11 protein-coding genes and 1 pseudogene are annotated in these 12,915 nt (G+C 37.2%); all 12 read right to left on the bottom strand.

Features of this window, described 5'->3' with window-relative positions; translation table 11 throughout:
• Window positions 1–51: 51 nt before the first annotated feature.
• Window positions 52–591 carry a restriction endonuclease subunit S gene (locus FRX54_RS01640; RefSeq protein WP_146460308.1) on the bottom strand — a complete coding sequence of 180 codons (540 nt, stop codon included), beginning with the start codon at window positions 589–591 and terminating at the stop codon, window positions 52–54.
• Window positions 566–1,228, bottom strand: coding sequence for a restriction endonuclease subunit S (locus FRX54_RS06400; RefSeq protein ID WP_261379616.1), 663 nt, complete (start codon window positions 1,226–1,228; stop codon window positions 566–568). Before FRX54_RS06400 ends, FRX54_RS01640 begins: the two co-directional genes overlap by 26 nt.
• Before the next feature lie 672 nt (window positions 1,229–1,900).
• A pseudogene (locus FRX54_RS06395) lies at window positions 1,901–2,545 on the bottom strand (class I SAM-dependent DNA methyltransferase); the annotation flags it as partial.
• A 12-nt stretch (window positions 2,546–2,557) separates the two neighbouring features.
• Window positions 2,558–3,799, bottom strand: a complete 1,242-nt coding sequence (locus tag FRX54_RS01630) for a type I restriction enzyme HsdR N-terminal domain-containing protein (protein ID WP_146460304.1) — start codon at window positions 3,797–3,799, stop codon at window positions 2,558–2,560.
• 122 nt (window positions 3,800–3,921) lie between these two features.
• Window positions 3,922–5,751, bottom strand: coding sequence for a translation elongation factor 4 (gene lepA / locus FRX54_RS01625; protein WP_146460302.1), 1,830 nt, complete (start codon window positions 5,749–5,751; stop codon window positions 3,922–3,924).
• An 82-nt stretch (window positions 5,752–5,833) separates the two neighbouring features.
• Window positions 5,834–6,454, bottom strand: a complete 621-nt coding sequence (locus tag FRX54_RS01620; protein WP_315897722.1) for a TIGR01906 family membrane protein — start codon at window positions 6,452–6,454, stop codon at window positions 5,834–5,836.
• Window positions 6,441–7,217, bottom strand: coding sequence for a TIGR01457 family HAD-type hydrolase (locus FRX54_RS01615; RefSeq protein ID WP_146460300.1), 777 nt, complete (start codon window positions 7,215–7,217; stop codon window positions 6,441–6,443). Before FRX54_RS01615 ends, FRX54_RS01620 begins: the two co-directional genes overlap by 14 nt.
• Window positions 7,207–7,941, bottom strand: coding sequence for an acyl-ACP thioesterase domain-containing protein (locus FRX54_RS01610; RefSeq protein ID WP_146460298.1), 735 nt, complete (start codon window positions 7,939–7,941; stop codon window positions 7,207–7,209). Before FRX54_RS01610 ends, FRX54_RS01615 begins: the two co-directional genes overlap by 11 nt.
• Window positions 7,942–7,947: 6 nt before the next feature.
• Complete coding sequence (gene hemW, locus FRX54_RS01605) at window positions 7,948–9,081, bottom strand: radical SAM family heme chaperone HemW (RefSeq protein ID WP_146460296.1); 1,134 nt, start codon at window positions 9,079–9,081, stop codon at window positions 7,948–7,950.
• Between the two features lie 610 nt (window positions 9,082–9,691).
• Window positions 9,692–11,041 carry a phosphoglucosamine mutase gene (gene glmM / locus FRX54_RS01600; protein ID WP_146460293.1) on the bottom strand — a complete coding sequence of 450 codons (1,350 nt, stop codon included), beginning with the start codon at window positions 11,039–11,041 and terminating at the stop codon, window positions 9,692–9,694.
• A gap of 50 nt (window positions 11,042–11,091) precedes the next feature.
• Window positions 11,092–12,054 carry a YbbR-like domain-containing protein gene (locus FRX54_RS01595; RefSeq protein ID WP_146460291.1) on the bottom strand — a complete coding sequence of 321 codons (963 nt, stop codon included), beginning with the start codon at window positions 12,052–12,054 and terminating at the stop codon, window positions 11,092–11,094.
• Complete coding sequence (gene cdaA, locus FRX54_RS01590; protein ID WP_146460289.1) at window positions 12,047–12,898, bottom strand: diadenylate cyclase CdaA; 852 nt, start codon at window positions 12,896–12,898, stop codon at window positions 12,047–12,049. The genes FRX54_RS01595 and cdaA overlap by 8 nt, the downstream gene beginning before the upstream one ends.
• Between the last annotated feature and the right edge of the window lie 17 nt (window positions 12,899–12,915).

Below are 12,915 nucleotides of genomic sequence, written 5' to 3'. Positions count from 1 at the left end.
AAAACAAAAGTCACAAAAAGTTTACAAGAAATATCAAAAATCTGATGCTTATTATGATGGATTAAGATAGTTAGATACAACACTTTCTTTTTGTTGTTGAATAGTATTGAGAAAGTCTTCTTCAATTTTTATCAAACTTTCTAAGTTTTCTATTTTAGTAATTATTTGCTCTTGTTTGTCGATCGATGGAAGCTGGATTTTTATTTTTTTTATATTTGGAACAGTTAACTGCGGTGTTAATCCTCCAGTGTTCTCTAAAGAAGTATTGCTTAATACATATTTTAAATATTTACCTTTAACCATATTTTCATTAGGGATAATTGTAATCAATCTTACAATTGGAGTAAACTTCTCTTCTAAATACATGACATGTCCTAAAGTGCCTCTCGCAGAAACTGTTATTGCAGGTTTTTGTTTTACTTTTGCAGTCTTACTAAAACCATAAAGTGCGTTTACTCCTACACCATTAGAATAGATTGGGTATTGATAAATTAGTGTTTTTTCTTTTGAAAAATCTTTTGGAGCATCTCCACCTGCAAAAATCTCTAAACTAATATTTTCTAGGCTATAGGTCCCCCCCCCCCCCGACAATTTCTAATTCTCTAAATATTTCTTCTATTTGTCGACGATAATCTTCGATTTTCATTCGTGAATTTTCATACTGCTCATCTAATTTCTCAACTTCTGCAATCAGTTGTTCTTGAACTTTAATAGGTGGTACAGGAATGAGAACATTATTTTTTAGAAATTTACTATTCAAACTTTTTCCAAATGCTTTATTCCCTACATTTTCCAAATCAAACAATTTAGAACTAAAATAGATAAATATATACTTATCTAGCAATCTACTATCTACTGGAATTAACCCAGCTATAGCTTCATTTGTATATAAGTCAACGCCTGCTATGGCTGTTTTCCCAATACTTAATTTAAAGCTCAGTAGTGTTGTACCCTTAGGTATAAGTTTAACATTTGATTTTTCTACTGCTTCATCAGTTATCATTTCCTTTGTACTAACTATATTATTACCATTCATTTCAGAAATAGAAACCCATGGATTATCCCCGCCTTGATAAAAAGCTCTATTTTTTCTAGACGGCGTACCGCCTATTTTTACATCTACAATATCTCCTAATTTTTCAACAGGATATTTACTATGTAACACTTGTTGTTTCTCTACACTTGTCTTAATCTGTGCATCAAAATTGATTTGAGTAAAATCAAGCATATCCACAAGCGATAATCTTGATACAAATTTTTCCAATTCTGCTGGAATTTCTTGGAATTTTCCTTCAAAATTATTTCTAACGACGGTATTGATTTTAGTTGTATCTTCTAAATCTAGTGGATTAAATAATGGTGTTTGAATATCATTCAATGCTTGATTTTTTGATACTTCCATTTCATCATCAGAAATTGTCACACCTAAATATTTTATCCCTTCACTGCCTTTACGTTTTGACCATTCATAGCCTAAAAATTGTTTAGCTTCATTATTTCCAGTTGGACTTTTTACAATGATAACATCTCTTCTCTGCGAAGTTGCCACTGCAAAATATGTTACTTTATCTTGTTCTCGTTCTTTTATAAATTGAAATTGTTCCTGCTTAAATTCAGCAGCCTGTTGCTCTTTACGATATTTATCCGTTAGCTTTTTCTTTAAAATACGTTTGGCAACCTCTGTTTTCTGAAACTCATCTATATAATCTTTAAATAAATCAACAGTTAATAGTTCAGATAATTCTCCTATTTGTAGTTCTATATACTTATCATAAGCAACAGCAATGTGTTGACAATATTCTTTTACAATATTTGTATCCTCTTCCAATACATCATCATTATTAAACCAACGCTCAATAGCATATTTATAGTTATCAAATTCTTTTGGGGGGTATTTTTTCTTTTGTAAAAATAGAACAACTGTATTCGTGCCAGTTGAACCAAACGTTTTAGAACCAAATTCAGTAATCGCAATAATATCAAAATTTTCTAGGATCATTTTTCTTGCTTTCACATACAAATTACCGTTAGATAAAATAGAACTTGGTACAATAATACCGGCTACTCCTTCTGATTGTAACAATTGCTCTGCTCTTTCTAGGAAAAATAATTCAATACTATTATTTGTATCAAAATTAGTCACTGATTTAGTTAATTCATACTTGTTTTTATCTTTTTCTGGTAAGGTTTCTAAAAAACCTTTAACTGAATACGGTGGATTAGCAATTAAAACTGAAAAACTGTTTGGTGCAATTTGAGAATGTTCTACTAATCCATCCCCATAGATAATATTGATTTCATCTTGACCGTACATAAAAGCTGATACCTTAGACACTTTTGACAGGCGATATTCTTTTTCAATACCATAAAGTTGAGCATAATAGTCTTTCAATTCTTTTTGACTAATCACTGTTTTTAATTGTTCAGCATATTCTGTTAAAAAATGCCCTGCACCACAAGCATAATCAATAACTTTTGGAATATCAGTTGTCTTATTAATATTCTTTATTGGTAAACTGGAAACAATAAATTTAACAATCGGTAATGGTGTAAAAAATTATCCTTCTGACTGTTTTACCCCATTATCTAAAAAACCTTCAAATAAATCTCCTAAAAACTGATTTTGTTCTTCTGTACGTAATTTCATTTCTTGAAACATTTGAACAATTTCAACTAAGACTTTTGAATTTTGGTAAAACAGTTGTTCATTGTAAACATCTAAAAACGTAAAATCATTATTTGAAAAGTATTTTAGTTCTTTAAAATACTTCAAAACAGCATCTTTAGCAGCATCTTTTTTAAGACGGAAAGCAGCTTCCACGTCTTTTTCAGCCACGTAAGAAACTTTCTCATTCAAAAACTTCTCCATACCAACTTGATACAGTTGTTGCAATCTGTCCACCAATGCAAAATAGGTATCATTGGCAACACCTTTCCAACTGAATTGTAAATCATCTTGATTTTGCTGTTCATCTACTATTTTCGCTAAAAATAAATTAACCAGTTTATCAAAAGCATTTTCACGACCACCAATATTATATTTTCTTAATATCGTAGCAAATTCATTATACTTCTTCTGCACTTCATCATGAGTAATCAATTTTAAATCACTTATTTTAGCTTTTTCTTTTAAAATTTTAAAAGGCTCAACCGTTTCTTCTAAAATTCCATTTGTTACATAATCATACTGGTAGGTCTCTCCCCAAATATCAAATTTATCATTTCCACCTTTTGCGTCTTTATAGCCTCTTGGCTTATCTAAGGTTGCTAAATAGTCATGATTATCTTTTAGTGTTATCGCTCGATACGTACGGCTAATGTGATTGCTCTTTATTTCAGAAGCATATAAAACCAATACTTGTGCCTTGTTTTCTTGCTTTTCATAAGAAAATAATTGCCCTCCGTCCCGTAAAGTATTTTTCCACTCTTTCTCAAATTCTTGTCCAAACGTTTTTACTTCAATAATTAAGAATGGATTACCTTCATTATCTTCAACTGTAATATCTGCATTACCTGATTTAGTATTATGCCCTAGCTTATAGCCTTTTTCTATCGAAATGTGATGAGGTAAATACCCTTGCTTCAACAAACCTACGATAGTCTCCAAAACAACAAAATTTTCTTCCGATGAAAAATTTGTTGTTGTTTCCCTACCAATTTCTTTAAGCTTGGGATAAATAATCTTTTTATTGTCGAAGTCAATTTCTATTTTATATGCCCCTATTTTCAATTCATAACATTTATTTTCTTTAACTGTCTCAAATTGTAATGCTTTAAGCCAAGGTTTTATATCTTTCACTTTTTTAGTTTCTCCCTAATTTCCCTCAAATAAATACCATTATATCACATATAACTTTCCCGTTCATTATCAAAAAATCTTATCTAAAATTAAAAAGTCTGAATAAAATCAGACTTTTTATATTATTTACTATCATCATCCATACTAAGCACACTCAAGAAAGCTTCTTGTGGGACTTCTACTGAACCGATTGATTTCATGCGTTTTTTACCAGCTTTTTGTTTTTCTAGAAGTTTACGTTTACGAGAGACATCTCCACCGTAACATTTAGCCAAGACATTCTTGCGAAGGGCCTTAATGTCCGTTCTCGCCACAATTTTATGACCAATAGCTGCCTGAATTGGCACTTCAAATTGCTGACGAGGGATGATTTTTTTCAGTTTTTCAACGATAATTTTACCACGTTCATAGGCAAAATCACGGTGGACGATAAAGCTAAGGGCATCAACCTTATCACCATTTAGGAGAATATCCATCTTAACCAAGCGAGAGGTACGATATTCAGAGATTTCATAGTCAAAGCTGGCATAGCCACGGGTTGATGACTTGAGCTTGTCAAAGAAATCAAAGACAATCTCAGCCAGTGGAATTTGATAAATAACATTGACACGATTATCATCAATGTATTCCATGGTCACAAAATCACCACGTTTACGTTGGGCAAGTTCCATAACGGCACCAACAAACTCCTGTGGCACCATAATTTGTGCCTTAACGTAAGGTTCTTCAATGCTATCAACCTTGGTTGGATCTGGAAACTCACTTGGGTTGGATACTTCAATCTGATTACCATCTGTGGTATTGACATGATAAACCACCGATGGTGCAGTCATGATTAAGTCAATGTTAAACTCACGCTCCAAACGCTCTTGAATAACGTCCATGTGAAGTAAGCCCAAGAAACCACAACGGAAACCAAAACCAAGAGCTTGAGATGTTTCTGGTTCAAATTGCAGACTGGCATCATTCAGTTGTAATTTTTCTAAGGCTTCTCGCAAATCATTGTATTTATTAGATTCGATTGGATAAATCCCTGCAAACACCATTGGATTCATCTGCTTGTAGCCTGCAAGAGCTTCTTGGGCTGGATTGTTGGCTAGGGTAACTGTGTCACCCACTCGAGTATCAGCGACTGTCTTAATAGACGCTGCAATATAACCAACATCTCCTGTTGCCAGAAAATCACGTCCCATAGCCTTAGGAGTAAAAATCCCAACTTCAGTCACATCAAAGGTCTTGTCATTAGACATCATCTGAATCTTATCGCCTGGCTTGACCATGCCATCCATGATACGAACTTGGAGAATAACCCCACGATAAGCGTCATAAACCGAGTCAAAAATCAAGGCTTTCAGCGGAGCTTCCACATCACCAGTTGGGGCTGGTACCTTTTCAACAATCTGCTCTAAAATGTCTTCAATCCCAATTCCTGCCTTGGCAGACGCCAAAACTGCTTCACTGGCATCTAAACCAATCACATCCTCAACCTCAGCTCGAACACGCTCAGGGTCAGCGGCAGGTAAATCAATCTTATTGATAACTGGCAAGATTTCCAAATCATTATCCAAAGCCAAGTAAACGTTGGCCAAGGTTTGTGCTTCAATCCCTTGAGCCGCATCAACGACCAAAATTGCTCCCTCACAGGCAGCCAAACTGCGTGATACTTCATAGGTAAAGTCAACGTGACCTGGTGTGTCAATCAAGTGGAAAATATAGGTTTCCCCATCTTTAGCCGTGTAATTCAACTCAATCGCATTAAGTTTAATGGTGATTCCACGCTCACGCTCCAAATCCATGCTATCCAGGAGTTGATCTTGCATTTCACGACTTGATACCGTTTCTGTTTTTTCTAAAATACGATCAGCCAAGGTTGACTTCCCATGGTCAATATGGGCAATGATGGAAAAATTACGAATTTTTTCCTGCCGTTTTTTCAAATCACTACTATTCATTTCTTATCCTTTACTATATCTTATCAATTCATTTTATTATATCAAAAAACTTACCTAATGACACTCCTTTACACAGTAAAGTCTATCTTTTTCGCCCCCAAAAATACAGTCCCCAAAAGACTAATTCATACAAGACGAAAAAAATGACAAAACAATGTAAGAAAAAGGTTTCTGGCAAAATTAGAATCACTGGATCTGTAAAAGGATTAAATAGCCAGTTGCTCTTGCCTGCAAAAAAGATTTGATGGAAAAGATAAAAGAAGGTTTCAAACCCAACTAACATCACAACAACTGCGATACCCAAAGGCAAAAGTGCCAAGCCTTTTATGGTCAGACGATAGGATTCAAAACTGGTTTGACGCCAATCTTGCCCAAAAAAGCGTATGGCTGGCCAAAGGGTTAACAAAAAAATGCCTTGAGTTAGTAAAAACAATCCTTTCACATCTGCAAAATGCTTTAAGCCTGCTTCTGACGATGGAAAATCCGTCATGCTTAACCTAGGCGACCAAAATTGAGTGAGATAGGTCATCAGTTGATTAAAATTGCTTAAAATCACTGATGGACTAAGCGACACTTGCTTAGGCAAATCTAGCCAACCAATCTCTAACGGAAATATCAGCCAAGCCAAATAAATGGTCGCTAGAACAAGACTCGCCAGTAAACATAGCAAGGTCAGATAAAATCGCCACTTACTCGTCATCATCAATAGACCATTCTGAAAGACTAGCAACCACATGGCTAGGTGCTTGTGGTAGGTTTGGCACTTCTTCTGGCTTAGTAAATCCTGTCGTCACTAAAAGGGTAGGAAAGCCATTATCCAAACCTGCTCGAATATCCGTCAAATAATTATCACCCACCATGACCGTTTCTTCTTTTGGTGTGCCTAAGCGTTGCAAGGCTTTTTCCATAATAATAGCATTGGGTTTTCCAATCACCGTTGGGACAACTCCTGTTGCTGCTTCAAGTAAGGCAAGCAATGACCCACCACCTGGTAAAAGTCCTTGTTCTGTTGGGATATTAAGATCTGGATTGGTTCCAATAAATCTAGCACCTTTTTGAATAGCTAGGGTGGCAAGAGCCAATTTGTCATAGGTGACTTGACGATCTAGCCCAACCACAACATAGGCTGGATTGTCCTTATCCTCTTGATAGCCTGCCTCAAAAATGGCAGACTTTAGCCCGTCTTCGCCAATGACATAGACTGTTTTAGCAAGATTAAGGTCATCCATATAATCCACTGTCGCCAAGGTTGCTGTATAAATCTGATCTAAATCCGTGTCAATCGCAAAGGTCTTGTTTAGCAATTCTTGGACTTGCTTCGGAGTTCGTGTGGTGTTATTGGTTAAAAATAAATGCGGTAGTTGTTTTTCTTGTAATCGATAGACAAAGTCACGACCGGCTTCAATCACTTGATTGCCTGTGTAAATCGTACCATCTAAATCAATTAAATAACCCTTATAGTTCATCTTTTTTCCATTCTATGATTGCTTTGGCGTGAGTTCCTTGATGAGAGGTGATGACATAATGACTGGTCAGCCCATCTTGCTGATAGTGAGTGGTTAGCTCTGTCTGTGCCTGTATTTCCTTTAGATAACTCAAACGAATGCGACTTGGATAATGATGTGTCAGAAAATCAAATGGCAGCTCATCATAGAACCAGTCCAAATAGCGTGTGTTATTAACATGCCCATTCAAATCCAAGTCAGAATACACTACTTGAACCAAGCGTGAGTGAGCTTTGGTTAACTCTGGATAAGTATAAGTTGGCAGACGCTTTTGCAGTTTTTCTGAGCCAAACGGGCTGATGATATCCTCTAACACACGATGAGGACGGCGACTTTGGTAATTCAACAAAACAAAGGTCGCCTGAATACTGACCAATAACTCGCCTGATTCTGATAAGATGTGAAAATCACGGTAACAAGTATAGGTTGTATAAGCCGTCGGCTCCGTCTTTATCCTTAACTGTTCATGATAAGACGGCAAACGATTGATTACCACATCATAAGCTGTCACTACCCAGACTAGACCGTATTCTTGAAATAACCACTGATCGCTAATTCCCAGTGCTTCTGATTGTTGAGTAGATACTTGCAAGGTTAAAGAAATCAGATGAGCTAGGCGCATTCTCCCATGACAATCCATCTGATAAAAAGGCACTTGCAACTGGTATTCAAATAGTTTTCCCATATCTTCTTATTCCAAAATAAATTTTTCAGCAACGGTATCTCCCAGAAAGAGACCCTTTTTCGTCATGCGAATAAACTCTTTGTCTGCTGACAATAGACCATCTGCTCGCAATTCTTCAACAATCTGACCATATTGTGCGTCAAAGGACACGCCAAACTTTTCCTCAAATCGCTTGATGGATACACCAGATTTTTTACGCAAGCCAAGGAAAAATTCTTCTTCCATTTGTTCATTTTTGGTCAAAAACTCTTCGGACAGGCGTGAATGTTTTTCTTCACGAATGGCCTTCAAATAGTGTTGAATTGGCCCACGGTTGCGATAACGCATGCCATTGATGTAGCCAGACGCCCCCGCTCCACAGGCAAAGTACTCGGCATTGTCCCAATAAACAAGATTATGGCGGCTCTCAAAACCTGGCTTGGTGAAGTTAGAAATCTCATAATGCTCAAAACCGTTGAGTTCTAGCTGCTCGATGATATATTCAAACATCTCGGCTTCTAAATCTTCCGTTGGGAGATTGAGTTTGCCCCGACGCATCTTGTTCATAAAGACCGTGTGATGCTCTAAAATCAAACTATATAAACTAAGGTGAGGAATATCCAAGGCCAAGGCTTTTTTTACATTTTCCTTGACATCTTCCATGGTCTGACGTGGCAGAGCATAGATTAAATCAATGGAAATGTTATTAAAACCAGCTTGTTTAAGGCTGTCAATGGTGCTATAAATCTGAGCTTCGTTATGACTACGACCAATCTGTTTCAAATGCTTGTCATTAAAGGTCTGAACACCAAGAGATACTCGATTGACTGCCGAATTTTGCATAACTGCAATCTTGTCAGGTGTCAAATCACCAGGATTGGCTTCAATGGTAAATTCTTCGAGCATGTCAAGATTAAGCTCCTTGGTTAAATTGCTCAACAGATAGTCTAATTGTTCGGCAGAGATTGCTGTTGGGGTTCCCCCACCGATATAAAGGGTTCTTAAATCATGAATATCATAAGTCCTAAACTCAGTCATCAAGGCTTCCAAGTAGTCATCAACTGGCTGATTTTTGATAAATACCTTAGAAAAATCACAGTAGTAACAAATCTGAGTACAAAAAGGAATATGGACATAAGCTGATGTTGGTTTGTTTAACATAGTTCTATTTTATCATTTTTAGAGCTAAATGCTAAGGAATTGTTTGAGTTAATCTCCTTTTTGCCTAAGTTAAGTTCCTAGACTGTCAAAAATAGCCTGAGTTGGCAAACTTGTACTATTGACCTTATCCCAATCACAAGTCTAGACAGTTAAAAAACTTTAGGATTGTTCGGGAATTACTGCTTGAACTGCTCTGCTTTTTTGGGCAAACACCATCACACTTTTAGACAGTAAAAAACCTTTGGAATTGTTCGGAAATTACTACTTGAGATTGTCTGCCCTTTTTGGGCAAACACCATCACACTTTTAAACAGCAAAAAACCTTTGGAATTGTTCGGGAATTACTGCTTGAGCTGCTTTGCCCTTTTTGGGCAAACACCGTCACGCTTTTAGACAGTAAAAAAACTTTGGAAACATTCAAGAATTACCGTTTGAGCTGCTCTGTCCAAAAAAAGGCAGACCTCAGCACACCTACTGAGTAAGCAAGTTCTTATCAAAAACTCTAGCCAGTAACCAGTTTACTCACCTATCTTTTTAAGGTGCTTCAATCTCTCTTTTATCTAGTGACTAACAAAAAATAGCCCACTAGATTTCTCTAGTCGGGCTATGCTTATTTTCCAATTTCAGCTTGAACAACTTGGGCAATGGTATCCACGTAATAATTGACTTCATCATCTGTTGGTGCTTCTGCCATGACACGTAAGAGTGGCTCTGTTCCACTTGGACGTACCAAAATGCGACCGTTACCTGCCATCTCAGTTTCCATTTTTTCAATAATGGCTGCAATAGCTGGCACTTCCATTGCTCGATGTTTCATTTGATTATCAACAGGAATGTTGACTAATTTTTGTGGGTAAATCGTCACCTCAGCTGCTAACTCTGATAAGGACTTACCTGTTTCTTTCATAATTTTGGTTAGTTGAATGGCTGTCAGTTGACCATCGCCAGTCGTATTATAATCCATGATAATCACATGACCTGATTGTTCGCCACCAAAATTATAGCCAGAGCGACGCATCTCCTCAACGACATAACGGTCACCAACTGCTGTAACAACCTTGTTGACCCCTTGACTATCCAAGGCCTTGTGGAAACCTAAATTTGACATAACTGTTGTCACAATGGTATTTTTAGCCAGTTGCCCTTTTTCAGACAGGTACTTACCGATGATGAACATAATCTTATCACCATCCACCAACTGCCCTTTTTCGTCAACAGCAATCAAACGATCACTATCTCCATCAAAAGCTAAACCAACTGCTGCTTGTTCGGCAAGCACCAATTCTTGCAATTGTTCTGGATGAGTTGAGCCAACCGCTTCATTGATGTTAAGACCATTTGGTGTTTCGCCAATCATGCTAAGGTCTGCTCCCAGATCCAAAAAGACATTACGAGCCGAAGCGACTGCTGCACCATTAGCAGCGTCAATCGCCACTTTCATACCATCAAGTGCAACCCCTGTCGAAGTTAGGAATTTTTCATACTTACGAATCCCTTCAGGATAAGCGACCAAGCGACCCAAACCTTGGGCACTTGGACGTGGCAAGTCATCTTGTTCGGCATCTAGGAGGGCTTCGATTTCAAGTTCCACGTCATCATTGAGCTTGAAACCATCACTACCAAAGAACTTAATCCCATTATCCCTAGCTGGATTGTGACTAGCTGAAATCATGACACCTGCACTTGCATTTTCAGTGCGTACAAGATAAGACACGCCTGGTGTAGCTAAAACGCCTAATTGATACACTTCAATGCCAACTGATAACAGCCCTGCAATCAAAGCCGACTCTAACATCTGACCTGAAATACGTGTATCTCGTGCGACAAAGACACGTGGTTGATTCACTTCATGTTGACTTAAAATATAACCGCCAAAACGTCCCAACTTAAAAGCTAACTCTGGTGTTAACTCCAGATTTGCTTCACCACGAACACCGTCTGTTCCAAAATATTTACCCATAATTGTTTACTGTGCGACTTGCACTTCCTCAACTTTCTATCTTACTAAATTTATTTTTTGACTGGTGATAACTTCACTTCAACTTGACTAATAGATGCCGTTATCCCTTCTGGTACTTGTAAAGATGTCATCTGAATAACTTCTTTATTCACACCTGTAATATCTACCTTGGTTGTAATCTCGTTAATCGTATCCAACTGTTCTTGACTACCTTGAATGGTTACCTGTTTCTCTGTTAGTTTATAAAGCACATTGGATAGACTTTCTTCCATTTTTCCAGATAACTCAACCTTGATTGGTACTGTCTTTGTGATAGCTTCTACATTGACGGTCAATTTTGATTTTGACGGCTCAATGATGCTTGGTAAAACCGTGCCATCAGCTGCCACTGCCTGCAAGGTCACTGCACCGCTATATTTTTCTGATAGAGTTACATCTTCTGGTAGTTTAGCAATGACTCGACTGACTTGATCGATTGTATTTTCATCGCTAGTCACTTCTACCTTTTTATCAGCTATATCAACATCTAACAAACGATAACCCTGAGCTAGATTTATGCTATCCATATCAACTTCAACATTGAAAGTTTTGGTTTTCTTCAATCCTAAGGTGACACTCATGCTGGCTGGTATGACCTTTGCTGTCATTCCACTAGGTAGATTTCTAACTTTTAATTCCACCTTACTCGTGCCTTCTTTGACATTAGTTAAATCAGCCACCACCTTAAACTTCCTCGTATCACTGTTGATTTCTGAATCCAATTTCACACGATTGGTCGCTGTTAAATAGACTTCTGCATCATAAGAATAACCCACGATAAAGTACTTACTATTGTCATATTGAATATCAATAGGAACATGTTCAATGGTATAAGTATAGGTTTCTGCTGATTCTTTGGTTGTATTGACCTTATTGCTATAACGTACCGACGTCGCTGTTAAAAAGAGCAAGAAGCTCAAGGCTAGCGATAACAGAACCATACTAAATTTGGTTTGGAAAAATCGTCTAAGCATGCGAACCTCCTAACAAACGAGACAACCAACTTATCTTTTTAGGTTTATCTGTTTTAAAGGTTTCTCGTAAGAGCTCTTCAAACTGTGTCAGAGTCAAATCATGGTAAAACTGACTCATGTGGGTCACTGAAATGCCACCCGTTTCCTCAGACACAACAATGGTAAAGGCATCAGATAGTTCTGACAATCCAATAGCCGCTCGATGTCTCGTTCCAAATGTTTTTGAGATGTCCATAGATTCTGACAAAGGAAGGTAAGAACAGGCTGTGACAATCTCTTTTCCCCTAATGATTACTGCTCCATCATGTAAAGGAGTATTCGGAATGAAAATATTGATTAAGAGCTGGCTGGAAATCTCAGCGTTAAGTGCAATACCAGAGGCAATGTATTCTTGTAGGGTTTGAGTTTGTTCAACTGCGATTAAAGCACCTATCTTACGTGGACTCAGATAGGCCACTGATTTCACAAAAGCCTCAATCATTTGATCCTCATCATTATCTACTTTTTGTTTCATCAAGATATTGGTTGTTCGTCCAAAACGCTCTAATCCAGCTCGAATTTCTGGAGCAAAAATGATTACAAGGGCAATAACCCCATAGGTTAAGACCTGATTCATTAACCAAGCTAGTGTGGGAAACCCAATAATTTCAATGACAAAACGTAACATAACAAAAAGAATAATCCCTTGAATCAAGGACATCAATTTTGTTCCAGCTAGGCTTTTGATAAAACGATAAATCAGCCAGGTTACGATGACAATATCAAATAAGTTTACTAAAATTGTCCATGGATCAGTAACCAAATCAGCCCAGAATCTAGCATCTAGTGCCAATATACTATTCATGCAACCCTTCCTTTCTC

Origin of the sequence: Streptococcus sp. sy004 (genome assembly GCF_007859205.1) — a bacterium.
Lineage (GTDB): Bacteria > Bacillota > Bacilli > Lactobacillales > Streptococcaceae > Streptococcus.
This window is presented reverse-complemented; position numbering and strand designations above follow the sequence as displayed.